The organism is Nonomuraea sp. NPDC049758 (assembly GCF_040674635.1).
Lineage (GTDB): Bacteria > Actinomycetota > Actinomycetes > Streptosporangiales > Streptosporangiaceae > Nonomuraea.
The window spans coordinates 191,566-212,203 of record NZ_JBFAMZ010000004.1; the positions used below are offsets into that span (position 1 = coordinate 191,566).

Annotated in this window: 19 protein-coding genes and 1 tRNA gene; 7 read left to right on the plus strand and 13 right to left on the minus strand. The window is 71.8% G+C overall.

Annotation, left to right across the window (positions count from 1 at the left end; all coding sequences use genetic code 11):
• Positions 1-2 precede the first annotated feature (2 nt).
• From AB0J46_RS12315 to AB0J46_RS12335, 5 genes are all read right to left on the minus strand, one after another.
• Complete coding sequence (locus tag AB0J46_RS12315) at positions 3-812, minus strand: carbohydrate ABC transporter permease (RefSeq protein WP_352352042.1); 810 nt, start codon at positions 810-812, stop codon at positions 3-5.
• Complete coding sequence (locus AB0J46_RS12320; RefSeq protein WP_364330071.1) at positions 809-1,678, minus strand: sugar ABC transporter permease; 870 nt, start codon at positions 1,676-1,678, stop codon at positions 809-811. Before AB0J46_RS12320 ends, AB0J46_RS12315 begins: the two co-directional genes overlap by 4 nt.
• Positions 1,675-2,985 carry an extracellular solute-binding protein gene (locus AB0J46_RS12325; RefSeq protein ID WP_364330074.1) on the minus strand — a complete coding sequence of 437 codons (1,311 nt, stop codon included), beginning with the start codon at positions 2,983-2,985 and terminating at the stop codon, positions 1,675-1,677. Before AB0J46_RS12325 ends, AB0J46_RS12320 begins: the two co-directional genes overlap by 4 nt.
• Positions 2,982-4,121: an aminotransferase class V-fold PLP-dependent enzyme gene (locus AB0J46_RS12330; RefSeq protein ID WP_364330077.1), complete on the minus strand. Its 1,140-nt coding sequence runs from the start codon at positions 4,119-4,121 to the stop codon at positions 2,982-2,984. Before AB0J46_RS12330 ends, AB0J46_RS12325 begins: the two co-directional genes overlap by 4 nt.
• 224 nt (positions 4,122-4,345) lie before the next feature.
• Positions 4,346-4,419 (minus strand) — tRNA-Lys (locus AB0J46_RS12335).
• Between the two features lie 101 nt (positions 4,420-4,520).
• Between AB0J46_RS12335 and AB0J46_RS12340 the strand changes: the two genes are divergently transcribed.
• Together AB0J46_RS12340 and AB0J46_RS12345 are read left to right on the plus strand one after the other, a co-directional pair.
• Positions 4,521-5,360: a MoxR family ATPase gene (locus tag AB0J46_RS12340; protein ID WP_364330080.1), complete on the plus strand. Its 840-nt coding sequence runs from the start codon at positions 4,521-4,523 to the stop codon at positions 5,358-5,360.
• The gene (locus AB0J46_RS12345; protein WP_364330083.1) at positions 5,353-6,732 is read left to right on the plus strand and encodes a VWA domain-containing protein; all 1,380 of its coding nucleotides are present in this window, start codon (positions 5,353-5,355) and stop codon (positions 6,730-6,732) included. The genes AB0J46_RS12340 and AB0J46_RS12345 overlap by 8 nt, the downstream gene beginning before the upstream one ends.
• Positions 6,733-6,738: 6 nt before the next feature.
• Here the strand turns inward: AB0J46_RS12345 and AB0J46_RS12350 are convergent, their stop codons facing one another.
• Positions 6,739-7,503 carry a nuclease-related domain-containing protein gene (locus tag AB0J46_RS12350; protein ID WP_364330086.1) on the minus strand — a complete coding sequence of 255 codons (765 nt, stop codon included), beginning with the start codon at positions 7,501-7,503 and terminating at the stop codon, positions 6,739-6,741.
• Between the two features lie 173 nt (positions 7,504-7,676).
• Here AB0J46_RS12350 and AB0J46_RS12355 point away from each other — a divergent pair, with 173 nt between their 5' ends.
• Positions 7,677-8,267 (plus strand): TetR/AcrR family transcriptional regulator, encoded by a 591-nt coding sequence (locus AB0J46_RS12355; protein WP_364330089.1) that lies wholly within the window; start codon positions 7,677-7,679, stop codon positions 8,265-8,267.
• Here AB0J46_RS12355 and AB0J46_RS12360 read toward each other — a convergent pair.
• From AB0J46_RS12360 to AB0J46_RS12370, 3 genes are read right to left on the minus strand one after another with little or no spacing between them, the layout of a single operon-like run.
• Complete coding sequence (locus AB0J46_RS12360; protein ID WP_364330092.1) at positions 8,226-9,281, minus strand: acyl-CoA dehydrogenase family protein; 1,056 nt, start codon at positions 9,279-9,281, stop codon at positions 8,226-8,228. The two genes, AB0J46_RS12355 and AB0J46_RS12360, sit on opposite strands and share 42 nt — an antisense overlap.
• Positions 9,278-10,441: an acyl-CoA dehydrogenase family protein gene (locus tag AB0J46_RS12365; RefSeq protein ID WP_364330095.1), complete on the minus strand. Its 1,164-nt coding sequence runs from the start codon at positions 10,439-10,441 to the stop codon at positions 9,278-9,280. The genes AB0J46_RS12360 and AB0J46_RS12365 overlap by 4 nt, the downstream gene beginning before the upstream one ends.
• On the minus strand, positions 10,438-11,640 hold the full coding sequence (locus AB0J46_RS12370; protein ID WP_352352052.1) for an acyl-CoA dehydrogenase family protein: 1,203 nt from the start codon (positions 11,638-11,640) through the stop codon (positions 10,438-10,440). Before AB0J46_RS12370 ends, AB0J46_RS12365 begins: the two co-directional genes overlap by 4 nt.
• 107 nt (positions 11,641-11,747) lie before the next feature.
• Here AB0J46_RS12370 and AB0J46_RS12375 point away from each other — a divergent pair, with 107 nt between their 5' ends.
• The 3 genes from AB0J46_RS12375 to AB0J46_RS12385 all read left to right on the plus strand — a co-directional run bounded on the left by AB0J46_RS12375 (position 11,748) and on the right by AB0J46_RS12385 (position 15,039).
• Positions 11,748-12,323 carry a GNAT family protein gene (locus AB0J46_RS12375; protein WP_352319560.1) on the plus strand — a complete coding sequence of 192 codons (576 nt, stop codon included), beginning with the start codon at positions 11,748-11,750 and terminating at the stop codon, positions 12,321-12,323.
• A gap of 24 nt (positions 12,324-12,347) precedes the next feature.
• Positions 12,348-14,744, plus strand: coding sequence for a hypothetical protein (locus tag AB0J46_RS12380; protein ID WP_364330100.1), 2,397 nt, complete (start codon positions 12,348-12,350; stop codon positions 14,742-14,744).
• 169 nt (positions 14,745-14,913) lie between these two features.
• Positions 14,914-15,039, plus strand: coding sequence for a hypothetical protein (locus AB0J46_RS12385; protein ID WP_358288272.1), 126 nt, complete (start codon positions 14,914-14,916; stop codon positions 15,037-15,039).
• 42 nt (positions 15,040-15,081) lie between these two features.
• Here AB0J46_RS12385 and AB0J46_RS12390 read toward each other — a convergent pair whose 3' ends face one another.
• Positions 15,082-15,654, minus strand: a complete 573-nt coding sequence (locus AB0J46_RS12390; RefSeq protein WP_364330103.1) for a TetR/AcrR family transcriptional regulator — start codon at positions 15,652-15,654, stop codon at positions 15,082-15,084.
• 82 nt (positions 15,655-15,736) lie between these two features.
• Between AB0J46_RS12390 and AB0J46_RS12395 the strand changes: the two genes are divergently transcribed.
• The gene (locus AB0J46_RS12395; protein ID WP_364330106.1) at positions 15,737-16,897 is read left to right on the plus strand and encodes an FAD-dependent monooxygenase; all 1,161 of its coding nucleotides are present in this window, start codon (positions 15,737-15,739) and stop codon (positions 16,895-16,897) included.
• On the opposite strand, the gene AB0J46_RS12400 is transcribed toward AB0J46_RS12395, so the two are convergent.
• From AB0J46_RS12400 to secA2, 3 genes are all read right to left on the minus strand, one after another.
• Entirely contained in the window at positions 16,866-17,834 is a 969-nt protein-coding gene (locus AB0J46_RS12400; RefSeq protein ID WP_364330109.1) for a DMT family transporter, read from the minus strand. The genes AB0J46_RS12395 and AB0J46_RS12400 overlap by 32 nt on opposite strands.
• 164 nt (positions 17,835-17,998) lie before the next feature.
• Positions 17,999-18,373, minus strand: a complete 375-nt coding sequence (locus AB0J46_RS12405) for a VOC family protein (protein WP_364330112.1) — start codon at positions 18,371-18,373, stop codon at positions 17,999-18,001.
• A gap of 54 nt (positions 18,374-18,427) precedes the next feature.
• Complete coding sequence (gene secA2 / locus AB0J46_RS12410) at positions 18,428-20,578, minus strand: accessory Sec system translocase SecA2 (RefSeq protein WP_364330115.1); 2,151 nt, start codon at positions 20,576-20,578, stop codon at positions 18,428-18,430.
• Positions 20,579-20,638 lie beyond the last annotated feature (60 nt).

Here is a 20,638-nt window from a genome sequence, read left to right on the forward strand (position 1 = left end):
GGTCAACCTTTCGTGGCCCCGGCCAGCAGGCCGGAGATGAACTGTTTCTGAAGGATGAGAAAGAGGATCATCATGGGCAGCGCGGAGATCGCGGTGCCCACCATGACCTGGCCGAAGTCGGTCCTGGCCAGCCCCTGGAGGGTGGCCAGCGCGACCGGCAGGGTGAACATTTCGGGCGTGCGCAGCGCGATCAGCGGCCACAGGAAGTCGTTCCACGCGCCGAGGAACAGGAAGACCGCCAACGCCGCGAGCGCGGGCCGCATGACCGGCACCACCACCCGCCACAGCACCCGGAGCTCCCCTGCCCCGTCCACGCGCGCCGCGTCGAGCAACTCGTCGGGCACGGCCTGCAGCGACTGCCGGATGAGGAAGATCCCGAACGGAACGGTCAGGTTCGGCAGGATGAGCGCCGGGAAGGTGTCGATCAGCCCGAGGTCGTTCATCATCTCGAAGATCGGGATGATGGTGACGCCGCCCGGGATCACCAGCGTCGACAGCAGCAGGACGAAGAAGGCGTTCCTGCCACGGAACTCGAACTTGGCGAACGCGTAGCCCGCCAGCAACGCCACGACCAGCGCGATCGACGTCTGGACGGCCGCCACGAGCAGCGTGTTCCCCAGCACGCGGAGCAGGCCGATGGACTCCTCCAGCTTCGCGGTGTTCGCTCCGAGCTGGTCGCCCGGCGAGAACGTGGGCGTGGCGCCGAAGATGTCGGCGTTGGCGTGCGTGGCCGCCATGGTCAGCCAGTAGAACGGGCCGACGCACAGGGCGAAGCACGCGGCGAGCGCGAAGGTCAGCAGCCAGCCCTTCATTTCCTGCCTCCGGTGAGCTTGAGCTGCACCAGCCCGAAGCCGGCCACGATCAGCGTGAGCGCGTAGGCAATCGCCGAGGCGTAACCGAAGTCGAAGTAGCGGAAGCCGTTCTGGTACAGGTAGAGGGAGATCGTCAGGGTGGAGTTGTCCGGGCCGCCGCCGGTGAGCACGAACGGCTCGTCGAACAGTTGCAGCGTGCCGATCGCCGACAGCACGATCGTCAGCAGCAGGATCGGCCGCAGTTGCGGGACGGTGATCGACCAGAAACGGCGGACCGCTCCCGCGCCGTCGACCATCGCCGCCTCGTACAGCTCCTTCGCGATGCTCTGCAGCCCGGCCAGGTAGATCACCGCGTTGTAGCCGCAGTAGTGCCAGGTCAGCGCGATGACGATGGCGATTCGCGCCCAGAAGGGGCTGCCCAGCCAGTCGATCGGGCTGACGCCGAAGAGCCCGAGCAGCCAGTTGAGCAGGCCGGAGTCCTTGCTGAGGATCACCGAGAACATCACGCCGTAGGCGACCAGGCCGGTCAGCGAGGGCATGAAGACGCCGAGCCGCCACAGGGCGCGCAGCCGTACGAGCTTGGAGTTGAGGCCCAGCGCCAGCAGCAGCGCGAGGATCAGCATGATCGGGACCTGGACGACGAGGATCAGCGCGGTGTTCCCCAACGACGTCCAGAACAGCGGGTCGTGCACCAGCCTGACGTAGTTGTCCAGTCCGGCGAAGGAACGCGCCGCCCCGGCGCCGGTCGTCAGGCTGATGTAGGCCGCCGCCAGGATCGGATAGGCCTTGAAGCAGACGAAGCCGAGCAGCGCGGGCAGCACCAGGAAGTACGGAACGTTTCTCCTGGTGAGCAGGCGGGCGGTCATCCCGCGAGCTTCCTGCCGGACTGCTGGGACAGCTGCTGGGCCGCCTGGCTCAGCGCGGCGGCCGGGTCGGCGCCCTTCAGCAGGACCTGGGTCTGCGCGTCACTGGCGATCTTCAGCGCGCGGGCGTAGTCGCCGGAGTAGTAGGTGGCGTCCGCGCCCTCGCCCAGCGAGTCCACGAAGGTCTTGAGCGCGGGCTGCCCGCCGTAGTAGTCCGTCTTGGCGGTGAACCGCGGGTCGGCGTAGGCGGCGTTGAGAGCGGGGAAGACCCCGCCGTCCTTGAACATCTTGTTGATGACCTCGGGCCTGGTCAGCGCGTACTCAAGGAACTTGAACGCCTCCGCCTTGTGCGGGCTGGTTCCGGAGACCGACAGGTACGTGGAGTTGACGATCGCGGTGCGCTTGCCGCCCGGCACGACGGCCGGCGGCTGCATGACGCGCCAGAGCCCCTTCTGCTCCGGCCACGTCTCGGGGATGTAGCCGACGCCCCAGGCCGCCCACGGCAGCACCGCCACCTTGTCCTGGCTGATCAGCTTCTTCCGCGTCCCCTCGCCGGAGGTGTCGGCGACGATCCCGGCGTCGTTCATCTTCTTGATCAGGGTCATCGCCTGCACGGCGGGCGCCGAGGAGAGCGTGACCGCGCCCTGACGGTCGAAGTAGAAGGCGCCCTGCTGCTGCAGCAGCGACTGGAAGAGGTCCATGTCCATGCTGCCGGCCGCCGGCTTGTTCAGGCCGATCAGGTAGGCGCCCGTCTTCTCCTTGAGCTTCTTGCCCGCCTCGATCGCGTCGTCCCAGGTCCTGATCGCCGCGGAGTCGATGCCTGCCTTGTCGAACAGGTCCGAACGGTAGAAGAACCCGACCGGGTTGACCTCCCACGGCATCGCGTACGCCTTGCCGTCCTTGCCGGTGACCGTCGGCCACAGGCCCTTGGCGAAGGCGTCCTTGTACTTGTCGGCGCCCAGCTCGCTCAGGTCCGCCAGCCCGCCGGGGAACTTCTCCATGTATCCGGGCAGGTAGTCGATGCCGATGTGCAGGACGTCCCCCAGGCCCTTGCCTCCCGCGGCCAGCCCCACCGTGATCTTCTCCCAGATCGCGGGGTTCCCGACCACCTGGACGTCGACCTTGATGCCGGGGTTCGCCTGCTCGAAGTCCTTGGCCACCGAGGCCAGCCCGTCGGAGGCGGGCTTCCAGCTCCAGACCGTGATCTTCACGGGACCGGCGGACTTCTGGTCGCTCCCGCCCTCGCCGCCGCAGGCCGTGACGGCCAGGGCGAGAGTCGCGGAGACGACCATGACGAGAGGTCGGTTCATGACGATTCCTTTCTCGGGGGGTGCAGGGCGGCGGCCAGACGCTGTACGGCCTCGCCCGAAGTGGTGGCGTGGGGCGAGAGACGGATCCACTCGCCCCGCAGAGTCGTGGTGAGCCCGGCGGCGGCCAGCGCGGCATGGACGGCCGCCGGATCCCGGCCGGGCATCGTGAAGGACCCGATCCCGCTCCACTCCGCGGCGCCACGTCCGGCGCCGGGCGGCGCCGGTCCGCCGGCGCCGGCGGGCGCGTCCAGCAGCACCCGCGCCCCGGCGGCGCGGGCCGTGTCGAGCAGCTCACCCAGCCGATCGGCCGTCCTGCGGCCGATCTCCGCGACGCCGGCCTCCAGGACCAGCTCGATCGCGACGCCCAGGGCGGCGACGCCGGAATAGTCGGGATTGGTCATCGTGTGCGCGGCCGCTCCCGCGAGCGGCGGCCGGGGCGCGGGCCCCGCCAGCGGGCCCTCGACCCCCGACCATCCGCCGAGCCCTGGCGCCATCAGCCCGGCGACGCGGTCGCGGGCCAGGAAGAGAGCCGCCCCCCATCCGGCGCGCAGCCACTTCTGCCCGCCGCAGACCAGCACGTCGGCGGCCTCCACCTCCAGCGGCACGACGCCCAGCCCCTGGATCGCGTCCACGACCAGCACGCGTCCCGGCCCGAGCGCCTCCTTCAGCGCGCCGAGCGGCGCCGGGTAGCCGGTGAGCGCGTCGACCGCGCTGACCGCGAGTGCCCGCACCGACGCGTCCAGGTGCTCGGCCAGCACCTGTGGGGTGAGGCGCACTTCGTCGATCCACCGCACCCGGAGCCCGCCGCGCCCCTCGAACCGCAGCCAGGGGTAGACGTTCGCGGGGAACTCACCCCGGGGCACCAGCACCACGCCCTCTCCGGGCAGCGCGGCGGCGGCGGCGAACAGCCCGTGGCTGGTGGAGGAGACGAACGCCACTTCGTGCTCGGCCGCCCGCAGCAGCCGCGCCGCCGCCGAGCGCGTCCGCGCCGCCTGCTCCTCGAACCAGGCCAGCGGCATGTCGCCGACGCGGCGGCGGGCCGACTCGGCCAGGACCGCCGCGACCGCGTGGGAGAGCGGCCCCAGCCGGGCGAAGTCGAGGTAGCCGGGCGGCTCCGCAAAAATTTGAACGTTCATATCCTCTGACGGCTCATCCAGGCATGACGAAGTGAGGGGTGTGCGGCTGACCGGGGATAACAGGGCTCAGCGATATGAACGTTCATATTACGCAGCTTCCTCATGGCCGCAAGCAAAGATTGCATAACGGCCCGGGGAAGCAGGCGGCTCACAGCGGTCCGGCCAGAGCCACGGGAAAACGAGAAAGCCCCAGCTCAGCGTACTGAACTGGGGCTTTCGCGCGGTGCGCCGCCAGGGACTCGAACCCCGGACCCGCTGATTAAGAGTCAGCTGCTCTAACCAACTGAGCTAGCGGCGCTTGCAGAGAGGAATATACCGGTGATCCGCATGTTGGTCGAATCGACCTGGGTCGAGCTCCTACCGCTAGAATAAAGTTCGGCCTGCAGACAGGGAGCATCGATGTTCGACTCGCCCGCCGACGTGACGGCGCGGCTCGCCGCCGTGGACTACCTCTCCGACGACGCCATCTCCACCTCGGTGTTCCTCGCCGCCGCGCTGGGCAAGCCGCTGCTGGTCGAAGGGCCCGCCGGCGTGGGCAAGACGCAGCTCGCCAAGGCCGTGGCCCAGGCGACGGGCTCGGAGCTGGTCCGCCTCCAGTGTTACGAAGGTCTCGACGAGGCCCGCGCCCTGTACGAGTGGAACTACAAGAAGCAGCTGCTCCGCATCCAGGCCACCAGCGCCGACGACGACATCTTCACCGAGGAGTTCCTGCTCGAACGCCCGCTGCTGAAGGCGATCAGGTCGGCCACCCCCACCGTGCTGCTCATCGACGAGACCGACAAGGCCGACGTCGAGGTCGAGGGCCTGCTGCTGGAGCTGCTGTCGGACTTCCAGGTCACCATTCCCGAGCTGGGCACGATCGCCGCCACCCGTAAGCCGTTCGTGCTGCTGACCTCCAACGCCACCCGGGAGCTGTCCGAGGCGCTCAAGCGGCGCTGCCTCTACCTGCACATCGAGTACCCGACGCCGGAACGGGAGCGCGACATCGTGCTCGCGCAGGTGCCGACCATCCGCGCCGACCTGGCCGAGCAGCTCGCCAGGACGGTCGCCACCATGCGGGCGCTGGAGCTGAAGAAGGCGCCCTCGGTCGCCGAGACCGTCGACTGGGCCAACACGCTGCTGGCCCTGGGCCGCGAGGAGCTGGACGAGGCGACGGTGGCCGGGACGCTGGGCGTGGTGCTCAAGCACGCCTCCGACCAGACCCGGGCGATCAAGGAGCTGGGGCTGCCGGATGCCTGAGCGCGGATCGCTGGTGGACCGGCATGTCGGTTTCGTGCACGCGCTGCGCGAGGCGGGCCTGCCGGTGTCGCTCGCCGAGGGGCTCGACGCGGCCCGCGCGCTGCGGGTGATCGACCTGAGCGAGCGGGAGTCGCTGCGCGCCGCCTACGCGGCCACGCTGGTCAAGAAGCCGGCCTACCGTCCCGGCTTCGACGTGCTGTTCGACCTGTGGTTCCCGTCGTCCACGACCGGCATGTACGCCCCCCGCCCCGCCGAGGCCCGCCTGGACCCGCGGACGGCCCCGGTGGACGAGCTGCGCGAGCGCCTGGCGGAGCTGCTCACCGGCAGCACGGACGCCGAGCTGCGGGAGTTCGCCCAGGCCATGGTCGAGCGGTTCGGCCGCCAGCAGACCACCGGTCCTGGCCGCCAGAACTGGTTCTCCTACAGCGTCCTGCGCGCCCTGTCGCCCGAGACGCTGATGGCCCGCATCCTGCAGAACGTGCTGGCCGGGCGGGAACGCGGCGGGCTGGCCGAGAAGACCGTGCGGCAGCGCGTCAACGGCAACATCCGGCGGTTCGAGGAGGCCGTGGCCACCGACGTGCGCCGGCGCATCGCCGAGGACTCGGGGATCGAGCGCATCGCCCGCTCGGCCGTGCGCCCGCCGCTCGACCAGATCGACTTCCTCCGCATCACCAGGGCCGACCTGGCCAGGCTGCGCAAGGAGGTCCATCCGCTGGCCAGGCGGCTGGCCGCGCGGCTGACGATCAAGCACAGGAAGGGGCGCAGGGGGCGGCTGGACTTCCGGCGCACCGTACGGGCCTCGCTGCAGAGCGGCGGCGTGCCGCTGACCACGCACTTCAAGCCGCCCCGGCCGCACAAGCCCGAGCTGGTCATCCTCTGCGACACCAGCGACTCGGTCTCGTCGTTCGCCCACTTCACGCTGCTGCTGACGTACGCGCTGCGGGAGCAGTTCACGAAGGTGCGGGCGTTCGGGTTCGTGGACAGGGTGGACGAGATCACCCGCTTCTTCGTGCCCGGCGCGGACGTCGTGGAGGCCATGACCCGGCTCGCCGACGAGGCCGACATGTCCCGCTTCGGACGCACGAACTACGGCCACGCCCTGGAGGGCTTCGCCGAGCGCCACTCCGACGCGATCGGCCCCAGAACCTCGCTGCTGATCCTCGGCGACGCCCGCTCCAACTACCAGCCGCCGGCCCTCGACGTGCTCAGGCGCCTGACGTCGGGGGCCCGCCACGCCTACTGGCTCAACCCCGAGCCCAGGCAGCAGTGGGACACCGGCGACTCGGTCGCGAGCGAGTACGGCACCGTGGTCGAGATGCACGAGTGCCGCAACGTCGCCCAGCTCACCGCGTTCATCGAGACGCTGGCCTGACGGCGGTCAGACCTTCTGCAGCTCCCTGGCCGCGGTGCGGGCCAGCAGCTCGACCTGCTCGTCGGTGAACACCACGCCCTCGACCGCCTTGATGCGCCTGGCCACCAGGCGCGGCTTGAGCAGCGCGAGCCCCTCGCCGACCACGACGCCGCCGCGCGGCAGCAGCCCGCAGTGGACGGCCAGCATGGGCGAGATCGTGACCTCGATCCCGGTCTCGCGGGTCAGCAGCTCGGCGAAGGCCTCGGCGGTGTCCACCAGCGGTTTGGCCCACTTGGTGCCGTACTTCTCGCTGAAGAAGAGCCTGCCGTTGTAGCAGCCGATCTCGGTGTCGGGGCTCCAGGACTCGTTGTCGATGACCCAGATGCCGGTCGGGCCGATCACGAGGTGGTCGATGGAGGCCTGGTCGCGGATCGCGCGGCCGTCGAGCACCTGGTAGCCGCGCCGGGCGAGCTGCCTGCGCAGCAGCCGGCCGGTGATCAGCTCGCCGCGCCGGGCGCCCCGCCAGACGGCCGTCGCGCGGAAGGATCGCCAGTCGATGTACCAGTCGACGGCGGCCACGAGACCGGCGGTGACGGCCCCCCACAACAGCATGTACTCCGAGCCGAACCGCAGCGCGAGCAGGACGCCGGCCACCGCGCCCACGCCCGCCTTGACGTACCGGGACCGGCGCCGGTTGGGCGCGTCCTCACGCCAGAACTTCTCGTACCACCACTGCGGGGATGAGCCTGTGTACTTTTCGTCCTGCTGCACGTAGATAGAGCCACCGGGCACGGCAAACTCCCCGAATGAGTAGAAACCCTCAGGATCTGCCACTCCGAAGATCCCTCGCCGGTCTAAGGCATACCCAAGCACGAACCAAGGTGAGCCTAAGGTGACGCAAATAAAACCTGCAAGACCGTCAACCGACCAGTCGGTATGCTGTGGCGGGTGACAAGGGGGACGATGTGAAGGAAGAACCCGTTCGGCAGCGGTTGCTCGCCGAGGCGACCAGGCTGTTCGCGGCCCGTGGATTCGAGGGGACCTCGGTCCAGGAGATCGTCCAGGCGGCCGGCGTCACCAAGGGCGCCATGTATCACTATTTTGACTCAAAAGACGATCTGCTGCACGAGATCTACGCCCGCCTGCTCCGCATGCAGATGGACCGGCTGACGCGCATCGCCGACGGCCCCGGCACGATCCGCGAGCGGCTGCACCGGGCCGCGGCCGACGTCGTGGAGACGACGACCGCCAACCTCGACGACTCCAAGATCTTCTTCAGGTCGATGCACCTGCTCGCGACCGAGAAGCAGAAGACCGTGCGCGCCGAGCGCCGCCGCTACCACGAGCGTTTCCGCGACCTGGTGGCCGACGGGCAGCGCACGGGCGTCCTCAGCGACCGGGTGCCCGCCGAGCTGGTCGTGGACTACTTCTTCGGCTCGGTGCACCACCTGGGCACCTGGTTCCACGCGGACGGGCCGCTGACCGGCGCCCAGGTGGGCAAGCACTTCGCCGACCTACTGCTGAACTCCCTCGGGGCCGGGGACGCCGGCGAGTGAGGCCAGCGCCTCCCGATGGTCGCCGGGCGTGCCGAGCGCGATCTCGGTGGCCTTGGCGCGCTTGAGATACAGATGCACGGGATGCTCCCAGGTCATCCCGATCCCGCCGTGGAGCTGCACCGCCTCCTCGGCGGCGTGCACCGCCACCCCCGCGTTCCACGACTGCGCCACCGCGACCGCGATGTCCCCGGGATCGGCGGCCGCGCCGCGGGCGGCGGCCCTGGCCCTGACCACGTCCAGCCAAAGGTCGGCCAGCCGGTGCTTGATCGCCTGGAACGAGCCGACCGGCCGGGCGAACTGGTGGCGCTCCTTGACGTAGGCGAGCGTCGTGTCCAGGCACCACTCGGCCACGCCGACCTGCTCGGAGGCCAGCAGCCCGGCCCCGAACCTCAGCACGCCGGCCAGGTCGCACTCCCCCACGTCGCGGGCCGGCGCCCCGGACAGGGTGACGGTGGCGACCGGCCTGGTCAGGTCGAGCGAGGGCACGACCTCGACGGTGGCGCCCTCGACCTCGTACAGCCTGCCCTCGAAGGGCACGAGGAGCACGTCGGCCACGTCCGCCCCGGCCACGCCGGTGACGTCGCCGGACAGCCGCCCGCCCGCCAGCCGCAGCGACGACCCGCGCCCCGGCCGGTACGGCGAGGCCGCGAACGACACGACCAGCGCCGCCGTCCTGCGCCCCTCGGCCAGCTCGCCGAGCAGGGCGTCACCGGTGGGCAGCAGCGCCTTCGTGGCCAGCACCGCGCTGGTCAGGAACGGCACCGGCGCCACGGCCCGGCCCAGCTCCTCCAGCACGACGGCCACCTCGCTGGCCGACGCGCCCGCGCCGCCCAGCTCCTCGGGCACGAGGAGCCCGGCGACGCCGATCTCGCCCGCCAGCGTCTTCCACAGGTCCAGGTCGTAGGGCTGCGACTCGACGCGCCCGAGCACCGCGGCGGGCGGGCAACGGTCGGCGAGCAGGCCGCGCACGGCCGCCCGCAGCTCCTCCTCGACCTCGGAGTAGAGCAGAGTCATCGCGGCAGGTCCTTCCAGGGCACGTCCTTGTCGACGCGGGGCTCGGAGGGCAGGCCGAGCACCCGTTCGGAGATGATGTTGCGCAGGATCTCGGACGTGCCGCCCTCGATCGAGTTGCCCTTGGCCCGCAGGTAGCGGTAGCCGGGGCCGCGGCCGTAGAAGTCGACGTCCTCCGAGCGGCGGAACGTCCAGTCGTCGTAGCCCAGGTCGCGGCGGAGCTCGACGTCGAAGCCGGACAGCGCCTGGTTGAGCTTGGCGAACGACAACTTCATGCCCGACCCCTCGGGGCCGGGCTGGCCGGCGGCGAGCTGCTCGCGCAGCCGGGCCCCGGACAGGCGGGTGACCTCGGCCTCCACCCACAGCGCCAGCAGCCGCTGGTGCAGGTCGTGGGTGCGCAGCTCGGGGTGCGCGTGCCAGGCTTCCAGCACCGCGCCGACCATGCCGCCGCCGCGCCGCACGGGCGCGCCGCCGATCGCGACGCGCTCGTTCATCAGCGTGGTCTGCGCGACCCGCCAGCCGTCGCCGACCTCGCCCAGCCGCAGGTCGTCGGAGAGCCGCACGCCGGTCAGGAACACCTCGTTGAACTCGGCCTCGCCGGTGATCTGCCGCAGCGGCCGCACCTCGACGCCGGGGGCGTGCATGTCGCAGACGAAGTACGTCATGCCGCGGTGCTTGGGCACGTCCGGGTCGGTGCGGGTGACCAGGATGGCCCAGCGGGAGTGGTGGGCGCCGGACGTCCACACCTTCTGGCCGTCGATCACCCACTCGTCGCCGTCCCGGACCGCGCGGGTGGCGAGCGTGGCCAGGTCGGAGCCGGCGCCGGGCTCGCTGAAGAGCTGGCACCAGATCTCCTCGCCGGTCCACAGCGGGCGCAGGAAGCGCCGTCGCTGCTCCGGCGTGCCGAACGCCAGGATCGTCGGCGCGGCCATGCCGAGGCCGATGCCCTGGACGCCGCTGTTGATCTGCGGCGTGCCGGCCAGCTCGTGCTCGACCACCTGCTGCAGTTCCCTGGCCGCGCCGAGGCCGCCGAGCCCTTCGGGGAACCAGACCCAGGCCAGCCCGGCGTCGAACCTGGCCCGCAGGAACTCCAGCCGGTCCCCCTCGGGGTCGTGCTCGCCCAGGAACGCGCGCACGCGCTCCTTGATCTGCGCTTCGTTCACATGAACCTCTTCAGCTCGCGATAGGCCAGGGACCGCTTGTGCACCTCGTCGGGACCGTCGGCCAGGCGCAGGGACCGGGCGCCCGCCCAGAGCGCGGCCAGCGGGAAGTCCTGGGAGACGCCGCCCGCGCCGTGCACCTGGATGGCCTTGTCCAGGATCCATTCGACGGTGATCGGGGTGGAGATCTTGATGGCCTGGATCTCGGTGTGGGCGCCCTGGTTGCCCACGGTGTCCATGAGCCAGGCGGTCTTGAGCACGAGCAGGCGCAACTGCTCGATCCTGATGCGGGACTCGGCGATCCAGTCCTGGACCACGCCCTGCTGGGCGACCGGCTTGCCGAACGCCGTCCTGGCCAGGGCCCGCTCGCACATCAGCTCCACCGCGCGCTCGGCCATGCCGATCAGGCGCATGCAGTGGTGGATGCGGCCGGGGCCGAGCCTGGCCTGCGCGATCGCGAAGCCGCCGCCCTCCTCGCCGATCAGGTTCTCGGCCGGCACGCGCACGTCCTCGAAGATCACCTCGGCGTGGCCGCCGTGGTCGGCGTCGGTGTAGCCGAAGACGTGCATGCCACGCTTGACGTGCAGCCCCGGGGTGTCGCGCGGCACCAGGACCATGCTCTGCTGCCGGTGCTTGGGCGCGTCGGGGTTCGTCTTGCCCATGACGACGAAGATCTTGCAGTTGGGGTTCATCGCGCCGGAGATGAACCACTTGCGGCCGTTGATGACGTACTCACCGCCGTCGCGGACGATCGAGGTGGCGATGTTGGTGGCGTCGGAGGAGGCGACGTCGGGCTCGGTCATCGCGAAGGCCGACCGGATCTCGCCGTCGAGCAGCGGGCGCAGCCACTCCTCGCGCTGCCACTGGCTGCCGAACATCGACAACACTTCCATGTTGCCGGTGTCGGGGGCGGCGCAGTTGGTGGCGGTGGGAGCGATGCTGGGGCTGCGGCCCATGATCTCGGCCAGCGGGGCGTACTGGAGGTTCGTCAGGCCGGCGCCGTGCGCGCCCGGCAGGAACAGGTTCCACAGGCCGCGCTTCCTCGCCTCGTCCTTGAGGTCGTCGAGCAGCGGTGGCGGGCTCCAGCCGGCGGCCGCGGCCTGCTCCTCGAAGGCGGGCTCGGCCGGATAGACGCATTCGTCCATGAAGCGGAGCAGGCGCTCGCGCAGGTCCTCGGTGACGGTGTCGAAGGCGAAGTCCATGCTGGTGAGCCTACCGACCGGCCGGTATGGATGTCGACAGGTGGTTCCCCGCAAAAAGGGCCAGGTGGCCGTCAACCTGCGACGGGACCGCCGCCTATCGTGGCGGCATGACCGCCAAGCTGCCCGCGCCCGTGGTGCTGGAGAACGACGTCGTGCGCCTCGAACCGCTCACCCTGGAACACGTCCCCGACCTGTTCGCCGCCGGCGGCGGGGACGACGAGCTGTGGCGCTGGCTGCCGATCGCCACCCCGCGCACCGAGGAGGACCTGGCCAGGACGGCCCGCGCGCTCATCGGCGACGACCAGCACGTGCCGTTCGCCGTGATCCCCAAGGAGACCGGACGGCCGGGCGGCTGGACCACCTACATCGACGTGCCCGGCTTCGACGACAGCGTCGAGATCGGCTGGACCTGGTACGGCCGCGCCCACTGGCGCACCGCGGTGAACACCAACTGCAAGCTGCTGCTGCTCGACCACGCCTTCGGCCTCGGATTCAACCGGGTCCTGCTCAAGACCGACGTGCTGAACCTGCGCTCCCAGGCCGCCATCCGGCGCATCGGCGGCGTGCACGAGGGAACCTTGCGCCGCCACCGCAGAAGGCCCGACGGCACCTGGCGCGACACGGTCTATTTCGGCATCCTCGAAGAGGAATGGCCGGAGCACCGGGCTCGACTGAACCGCTGAACGGAAGGCGGCATCTAATCCCGCATGACTGATCGGCTGGGAGGCTACTGGCTCGGCGCCCGGCTCGACGGCGGCGGGCGGACCACCGTCCGCGAGGCCTACGACGAGTCGGGCGGTCGCCATGCCCTCCACCTGCCCGGACCGGGCGCGTACGCGACGGTCCCGCAGGTGCGCTCGGTGCACGCGGCGCGACTGGTCGAGGCGTGCCCGCAGGGCGATCCGCCGTATCTGGTCAGCGAGTACATCGAGGGGCCGACGCTGCGCCAGGTCGTCGAGCGGCACGGCCCCTTCGCCGGTGACGACCTCTACCGCCTGGCCGCCGCCACTGCCACCGCGCTGGCCGCGGTGCACGAGGCGGGGGCGGTGCACGGGTCGCTCACGCCCGACAAGATCATCTTAGGCGCCGAGGGGCCGCGCCTGGTCGGGCTGGGGCTGGCCGACGCCGAGGCCGGCCCGGCGGACGACGTGCGGGCGTGGGGGCGCGTCCTGCTGTTCGCCGCGTACGGGCTCACCGAGCGATTAGGCAACGGGGAGCGCCTCGACCGGCTGTTACGCGGCCTGGTCGCCGCCGCGCTCCACGACGACCCCGAGCGGCGCCCGGACGCCCGCCACCTGCTCATGTCCCTGCTCGACGCCCCGCAGTCCCAGCTCGGCCGCCTGCTGCCGCCGGAGCCCATCGACGACCCGCCGCTCGGCGTCCGCGCCGAGGCCCTCTACCTCCAGCTCTGCCGGGCGGACCAGGATCTGGTGCCCGAGGTCTTCCTGCGCCTGGTCGGGCTCGACGAGTCCGGCGGCGACACCGTGGCCCCCGCCCTCCGCGACGACCTGGTCGCCGGACGCGCCCCCGACGAGGTGGCCGCGATCGACCGGGTGCTGGAGGCGTACGGGAAGGCCGGAATCCTCACCATCGGCGACCGGGGATCCCTCACGATCACGTATGCGGCGTTGCTACGGGCCTGGCCGCGCCTGCACGAATGGCTGGACGGCGAGCGGGACGGCCTGGCCGTGCACCGGGAACTGGCCAGGGCGGCGCGCGCCTGGGAGGCGGGCGGACGCCGCGAGTCCGACCTCTACCAGGGCGAACCCCTCGACCAGGCGATGGCGTGGGCGGCCGGCGGGCGGCGCCGGGTCACCCTGAGCCCCGGCGAGCAGACCTTCCTGGACGAGGGGCTCGCGCGGGCCCGCGGCGGCGCGCGCAGGCGCCGGAGGCTCGTGGTCATGCTGCTGTCGGGCCTGTTGTCGGTCGCGCTGCTGGCGGCGCTGCTCGCGGTGTGGCAGCGCGGTGCCGCCGACGGGCGGCTGGAGCAGGCGATGGCCAAGGTCGCCGCGTCGCGGGCCGAGGCGCTGCGGGTGGCCGATCCGGTGACCGCGCGCCGGCTGAGCCTGGCGGCCTGGCGGCTGGCCCAGGTGCCGCAGGCGCGGCGGGCGCTGACGACGGCGGCCGCCGACCCGGCCGTGGACGTCTTCACCGACCCGCACGCCGGGCCGCGCTCGCTGTACGCGATCAGCGACGACGGCTCCCGGCTGGCCGCGCTGAGCGACGACACGGTACGCGTCTACGACGTCCCCGGGCACCGGCGGCTCGCCGAGACGGCCGGTCCCGAGCAGAGCGTGCGGGCGATGGCCTGGTCCCCCGACGGGCGCACGCTGGCCTTCGTCGGCGTGGACCGGTCGTACCTGTGGGACACCGCGTCGGGGCAGGGCGTGGGGCCGCCGTTCGGCAGGGGGCTGGGGGCGCCGGGCGAGCAGTCGGCGTGGTTCAGCCCGGGCGGCGGGCTGCTGTTCGCGGCGGCCCGGCAGTCGGGCGAGCGGTGGGCCTGGGACCTGCGGGCCCGCCGGGCTGCCTTCGTCGGCGAGTACGCCGTGGCCGGTCCCGGCGACCGGGTGGCGCTGACGTTCGAGGGCCGGCGCTCGGCGATCAGGCGCGGCGACCGCGTCACGCCCGCGCCGTGGCTGGACCGGATGCCGTGGGAGTACACGACGTTCGCCCCGGACGGCGAGCGGGTGGCCATCGCCGAGGAGACCGGCATCCAGATCTACGACCTGGACGGCGTCCCCGTGCTCGGCACCCGGCTACGCCCCTCCCCCGGCCACCTCCGCTTCAGCCCGGACGGGCGGCTGCTGGCCGGGACGGACAACGACCGGGTGCGGGTGTGGCGCGTCCCCGACCGCGTGCTGCTGGCCGAACGCCAGGTGCCGGTGGGCGGCGCGGACCGGCCGCCGCGGGCGGTGCTGGCGGGTGACGGGCGTACGGCCCGCGTGCTGGCCGCCGGCGGGACGGTGCTCACGCTGGACCTGGCCCGGTCGCCCGCGGCCGGTGATCCTGCGTCGGCGGTGTGCGCCCGCTACGGGGGCCTGTCGGCCGCCGACTGGGTCCGGCACCTGCCCGAGGTGCCCTACCGGGCGACCTGCCCCGGCTGACGACGGCTGATGACGGCTGATCCTGGCCGATTGCGGCTGATCACGGCGTTACGCGAATTTTTCTCGAATTCGTGGCGTGGATCTTGAACCAATCCCCTTGCCGGGCGCGTAATCGTAGTCATACGGTCACCGTGAGCTGTTGGTCGAAGAGAAGGAGAGTTCCCCCCGTATGGGCAGGCATGAGGCACCCCCCAAGGACGAGTCGCCGGAGGCCGGGTCCGGCGCGGCCGACGGCCACCGGGAGCCTCGCGGCAAACACGCGAGGGACGGCGAGGACGCGGGCGGCGAGGAGTAGGCCGCCCGAGGCCACGCATGGCCGACACGGGCGCCGGCGGTCCTATCCGCCGGCGCCCTCGTCACGCAGCATGCCGGTCAGCAGGTCGCGCAGCGCGAGGGTGAGCTCCTCCACGGTGGGCACGGAGCCCGCGCCCGCGATCGCGTCGAACATCAGCCCCTCCCCGAAGGCCACCAGCTGGCGGGCGTGGCGCACCGGGTCCTTCGACCCCAGGGCGGCCAGCATGGCGGGCGCCGGGTCGCGGAAGTGGCGGCCCGCCCGGTTGTAGATCTCGCGCAGCTCGGGACGCCTGGTGGCCTCCAGGGCCAGCTCGTAGCGGGCCAGGGTGCGCCTGCGGTCGTCGAGCTGCACGCGCACCGCCTCGGCCAGCCGGGCGGGCAGGTCGTCGAGGGTCGGCGGCACCGGCTCGTAGGCGATCGCCATGGCCTTCATCTCCAGCTCGGTGAGCCGGGACAGGGTCAGCTCCAGCAGGGCGGCCCGGGTGCGGGCCAGGTTGGACGTGGACCCGGGCGGCAGCCCGGCCGCCTCGTCCACGGCGCGGTGGGTGAGGCCGCGCATGCCCCGCTCGGCCAGCAGGGTGATGGCCGTGTCGGCGACGGCGTCAGCTCGTTTCACGGACCGAATACTACAGGGGTAGTGCGAGCGGACTACAGGCGTAGTACGCTGGCACTACAGACGTAGTAACCAAGGAGGCGTCATGCCCAAGGCTGTGGTGATCGGTGGCGGCATCGGAGGGCTGGCCTGCGGCGTGGCCCTGCGCCGCAAGGGGTGGGAGGTGAGCGTCCTGGAGCGGGCGGCCGCCGTCGAGCCCGTCGGGTCGGGGCTGGCGGTCGCCGCCAACGCCCTCAAGGCGCTGGACACGCTGGGCTTGGGCGACCGGGTGCGCGAGCTGTCCACCGTGGAGGGGCCGCTCGGCGTGCGGCGGGCGGACGGCCGCTGGCTGACGCGTACCACCACCGATCACGCCGACGCCCGGTACGGGGACTCGGTGGTCGTCATGCTGCGGGCGACCCTCATGGACGTGCTCGCCGACGCCCTGGAACCGGGCGTCCTGCGGCTGGGCGTCACCGTGACGGGCGTGGACGCCGAGCGCGGGATCGTGCGCACGGACGCGGGCGAGATCGAGGCCGACCTCGTCGTGGGCGCCGACGGCATCCGCTCGGCGACCCGGCGGGCGCTCTTCCCCGGCCATCCGGGGCCGGTGTACTCGGGGGTGACGGCGTGGCGGGCGCTCGTCCCGCGGAACGGGCTGGAGATCCCCCGGTCGGAGAGCTGGGGCAGGGGGCTGGTGTTCGGCGTCCACCAGCTCACCGACGACCTGGTCTACCTGTACGCCACCGACCTGTCACCCGCCGGCGCGGCCCACGGGGACGAGCGGGAGGAGCTGCTGCGCAGGTTCGGCGGCTGGCACGAGCCGATCCCGGCGCTGCTGCGGGCCGCCGACCCGGCCCGGATCATCCGCAACGACGTCCACTACCTGAAGACGCCGCTGCCCGCCCTGCACCGGGGCAAGGCGGCGCTGGTGGGCGACGCGGCCCATCCGATGACCCCGAACCTGGGCCAGGGGGCCTGCCAGGCGCTGGAGGACGCCGTGGTGCTCGCGCACGTGGCGGACGGCGACCTGGCCGCCTACACCGCCGCGCGGCTGGCGCGCACGTCGGGCGTCGTGCGGCAGTCGATGACGATCTGCCGGGTCACCAAGCTGCGCAACCCGCTCGCGGTACGGCTGCGCGACCTCGCGGTGACCGTGGCGGGCCGGCTCAGCCCGGAGCTGATGCTGCGTTCGATGGACGACGTGCTGGCCTGGCGTCCGCCGGTGGAGGCGGTCACTGACCGGACGCGGGCCGCCGACCGGTGACCGCGCCCTCGGACGCCGTCTCAGGTGCCGTCTTGGACGCCGTGTTGGACGCAGCCTCGGCGGCCACGGTCGCCGAGGTGAGCACCGGGGGGACGGGAGCGGGGGCCGGGGCCGGCTTGGAGTGGTCGGGGGTGAGGCGGCCGAGGGTGATCGTGCCGCCGATGGTCAGCGCCCCGGCCAGCAGGGCGGGGATCGCCGTGGACGGGCTGGCAGGCAGCGGTTCGCCGAGCAGGATCGCCCCCGCCAGCACCGACGTGATCGGGTCGATGACCTGGACGCCGGCGTAGGCGATGCCGAAGTAGCCGACCGCGTACGAGCGCTGGAGCAGCACCACCGCGCAGACCAGCAGCACCGGCACGGCCAGCGTGAACCAGTGGATCAGCCGCCCCCAGTCGCCCTCCAGCCCGCCGCCGACCACCCGGACGAACGTCGAGACGCTCGCCGTCACCACGCCCGCCCCCACCGAGAGCAGCAGCGCCCGCGCGGGCCCGTGGAAGCGCCGCGCGAGCACCTGCGAGACCAGCGCGATCGCCGCGATGACGCCCAGGAAGGCGAGCGCGGCGCCGCTGCTCAGCCGGGGCGTGACGTTGTGCTGCGGCACCAGCAGCATGAGCCAGAGCAGGCCCACGGCCACGGCGATCGAGCCGAGGATCTCCGCCCGGTACGGCCTGCGCCCGTACATGAAGGCGGCCAGCGGCACCGCGAACACCAGGGTGGCCACGCTGATCGGCTGCACGGCCACCAGCGGCGCGAAGCTGAGCGCCACGGCGTGCAGGCACGCCCCGGTGAAGCCGATGACGCCGCCGATCCACCAGCGGGGGCGCCGGACCAGCTTGAGCGAGGCGCCCGCGGCCACGGCCTCGTACTGTTGGAGGGCGGCGCCGAGCGCGTATCCCAGCGCTCCGGCCAGCGCGATGAGCAGCCCGATCCAGGTCATCGGCGCCCACGCAGGGGCAGGGGTCCGTGCAGGAGCATTGCTCCAGCTTAAGAGCCGAGCGGAGCACTACCATCATTCTTTAGGCTGATAATTCGCCCAATTGGGGCCGCCACCTGCACGAACTTGTGGCTGATCCTTGAGCCCCCGCGGGGGCGTCGCGGGGCCTACGATTGCTCGGGAACCACGCAGAACAGGTGGCCCTCCGGGTCCTGCAGCACGATCCAGCGCGTGCCCTCCTCGGTGACGCCCGGCTGGAACTCCGGCTTGACCGCCCCGAGCGCCATGTACTCCTCGACCGCCTTGTCCAGGTCGGGCACGCGGAAGTCGAGATGGAACTTCTTGTCCGCGCTGGGCCACTCGCCCGGCTTGTAACCGGGGACGCGGCCGAAGTAGATGTTCGTGGAGCCGTCGCCGATCGCCGCGTACTCCTCCTCCGAGTACTGGATCTCGAAGCCGGTCACCTCGTGGTAGAAGGCGGCCAGCTTCCGGGGGTCGTCGCAGTCGATGGTGAAGGCGATGAGCTTGGCTTTCGTCGTCATGTGTCCATGCTGGCAGGCGTACCTGTCATCTTCTGTCAGGTACGCCCGGCGGGTTCAGCCGCGACGCGTGGCGGCGGTCACCCGCTTGAGGATCCGGTCCCATTCCGTGCCGAACGGGTTGTCCTGCACCAGGTACGTCCAGGTGGCCGACGGGCGCTTGAGGTCGGGCTCGGGGGCCTCGAACGACTCCAGCGAGCGGCGTTCGACCTCGGCCTGCAGCGCCTTGTACTCGGCCACGGCCTCCCGCTGGAACTCGTCGACCGGGCTCATCCGGCCCAGCGCGCGCAGGTGGATGCCCTCGCGCAGGTCGTTGAGGAAGGCCAGGTGCTCGGTCCAGCAGGTGTCGATGGCGTGCAGGACGATCTGGCGGGCCGTCTCGTCCCTGGTGTCCTCGGGCAGCTCGGCCCAGCGCTCGGGGTCGGCCTCGGCCAGCGCCTTGGCGGCGGCGTCGCCGTGGAGGACCTTGTCGCGCCATTCGAGGATCAGCTCACGCTGGTGTTCGAGCAGGCGGGTGTAGCGCCAGGTGTTGCGGTGGATCTCCAGGTTGACGCCCTCGGCCACCCGCTGGGCGTGGCCCACGATGTACGCGCCGCGCCGGTGGCGCACCAGGCCGTCGGGGTCGGCGGCGGGCGGCCGCTCGTCGGGGACGAACTGGGTGATCAGGTCGTCGGTCATGCTGACGAAGAAGACCGAGCCGCCCGGGTCGCCCTGGCGGCCGGCCCGGCCGCGGAGCTGGTCGTCGAGGCGGCTGCTGGCGTGGCGGCCGGAGCCGATCACGTAGAGGCCACCGAGCTCGGCCACGCCCTCGCCGAGCCGGATGTCGGTGCCGCGACCGGCCATCTGGGTGGAGACGGTGATCGCGCCGCGCTCGCCCGCCCTGGAGATGATCGCGGCCTCTTCGGCGTCGTTCTTGGCGTTGAGGACGACCGGTTCCATGCCGCGGCGCTGCAGGAGCTTGGCGAGGTTCTCCGACTCGGCCACGTCGAGGGTGCCGATGAGGATCGGCCGGCCCGTCTCGTGCACCTCCTGGATCTCCTCGACCAGCGCGGCGTCCTTGTCGGGGACGGTCGGGTAGATGCGGTCGGGCTCGTCCTGCCGCACGCACGGCCGGTTGGACGGGATGACCGCGACCTTGAGGCCGTAGAACTCGCCGAGCTGCTCGTTGACCGCGACGGCGGTGCCCGTCATGCCGCAGATCTGCGGGTAGCGGCGGATCAGCCCCTGGACGGTGATCGAGTCGAGGATCTCGCCCTTCTCGCTCGGCGGCAGCGCCTCCTTGGCCTCCACGGCCGCCTGGAGGCCGTCGGGCCAGCGCTGCAGCAGCGCGACCCGGCCGCGCGAGGGGTTGATCAGCTGCACCCTGCCGTCGCGCACGATGTAGTCGACGTCGCGGGCGAGCAGCGCGTGGGCGTGCAGGGCGAGGTTGAGCTCGATGAGGGTGCCGGGCTCGTGCTCGTCGTAGAGCTCGACGCCGAGGATGTTCTCGACGCTGTCGGCGCCCTTGGGGGTGAGGTAGACGTTGCGGGCCTGCTCGTCGATCTCGTAGTGGTAGCCGCGGACGAGCGTGCGCACCAGCGCCGCCATCTCCGGCACCGCGCTGCCGGGGTCGGCCGCGCCGGCCATCACCAGCGGCACCCGGGCCTCGTCGACCAGCACGGAGTCGGCCTCGTCGATCAGCGCCACCTCGGGCGCCGGCACGACGATCTCGGCCGGGTCGGTGCGCAGCCGGTCGCGCAGCACGTCGAAGCCGATCTCGCTGACCGGCCCGTACGTGACGTCCTTGGCGTAGGCGGCGCGGCGCTCCTCCGGGGTGGAGTTCTGGTCGATCCAGCCCACGCTGACGCCGAGCGCCTCGTAGAGCGGGCCCATCCACTCGGCGTCGCGCCTGGCCAGGTAGTCGTTGACGGACATCACATGGACGCGCTTGCCCTGCAACGCGTAGCCGGCGGCGGCCATGGCGCCCGACAGGGTCTTGCCCTCGCCGGTCGCCATCTCGGCCACCTTGCCGTCGAGCAGGGCGAGCGTGCCCAGCAACTGCACGTCGTAGGGCCGCAGCCCGAGAGTGCGGTCGGCGGCCTCGCGCACGACGGCGCAGAACTCGGCCAGATCGTCCATGGCCGGCGCCGGCAGCTCGTCGAGCTTCCCGACGCGGCCGGCGCGCTCTTCGGCCGCCTTGACGATCTTCAGATAGGGGCTCAGGTTCACGCCGCCTGGACGATCCAGGAGGTTTCTGAATATTCCCTTTATCGAGGCCACAGTTCCTCC

What these genes read in the sequence shown, in the direction of transcription:
- AB0J46_RS12385 (WP_358288272.1), top strand. Translation starts at nt 14,914, where the DNA reads ATGGGCAGGCATGAGGCACCCCCCAAGGACGAGTCGCCGGAGGCCGGG.
- AB0J46_RS12380 (WP_364330100.1), top strand. Translation starts at nt 12,348, where the DNA reads ATGACTGATCGGCTGGGAGGCTACTGGCTCGGCGCCCGGCTCGACGGC.
- AB0J46_RS12320 (WP_364330071.1), bottom strand. Translation starts at nt 1,678, where the DNA reads ATGACCGCCCGCCTGCTCACCAGGAGAAACGTTCCGTACTTCCTGGTG.
- AB0J46_RS12395 (WP_364330106.1), top strand. Translation starts at nt 15,737, where the DNA reads ATGCCCAAGGCTGTGGTGATCGGTGGCGGCATCGGAGGGCTGGCCTGC.
- AB0J46_RS12330 (WP_364330077.1), bottom strand. Translation starts at nt 4,121, where the DNA reads ATGAACGTTCAAATTTTTGCGGAGCCGCCCGGCTACCTCGACTTCGCC.
- AB0J46_RS12315 (WP_352352042.1), bottom strand. Translation starts at nt 812, where the DNA reads ATGAAGGGCTGGCTGCTGACCTTCGCGCTCGCCGCGTGCTTCGCCCTG.
- AB0J46_RS12345 (WP_364330083.1), top strand. Translation starts at nt 5,353, where the DNA reads ATGCCTGAGCGCGGATCGCTGGTGGACCGGCATGTCGGTTTCGTGCAC.
- AB0J46_RS12370 (WP_352352052.1), bottom strand. Translation starts at nt 11,640, where the DNA reads ATGGACTTCGCCTTCGACACCGTCACCGAGGACCTGCGCGAGCGCCTG.
- AB0J46_RS12375 (WP_352319560.1), top strand. Translation starts at nt 11,748, where the DNA reads ATGACCGCCAAGCTGCCCGCGCCCGTGGTGCTGGAGAACGACGTCGTG.
- AB0J46_RS12400 (WP_364330109.1), bottom strand. Translation starts at nt 17,834, where the DNA reads ATGACCTGGATCGGGCTGCTCATCGCGCTGGCCGGAGCGCTGGGATAC.
- AB0J46_RS12405 (WP_364330112.1), bottom strand. Translation starts at nt 18,373, where the DNA reads ATGACGACGAAAGCCAAGCTCATCGCCTTCACCATCGACTGCGACGAC.
- AB0J46_RS12360 (WP_364330092.1), bottom strand. Translation starts at nt 9,281, where the DNA reads ATGACTCTGCTCTACTCCGAGGTCGAGGAGGAGCTGCGGGCGGCCGTG.
- AB0J46_RS12325 (WP_364330074.1), bottom strand. Translation starts at nt 2,985, where the DNA reads ATGAACCGACCTCTCGTCATGGTCGTCTCCGCGACTCTCGCCCTGGCC.
- AB0J46_RS12340 (WP_364330080.1), top strand. Translation starts at nt 4,521, where the DNA reads ATGTTCGACTCGCCCGCCGACGTGACGGCGCGGCTCGCCGCCGTGGAC.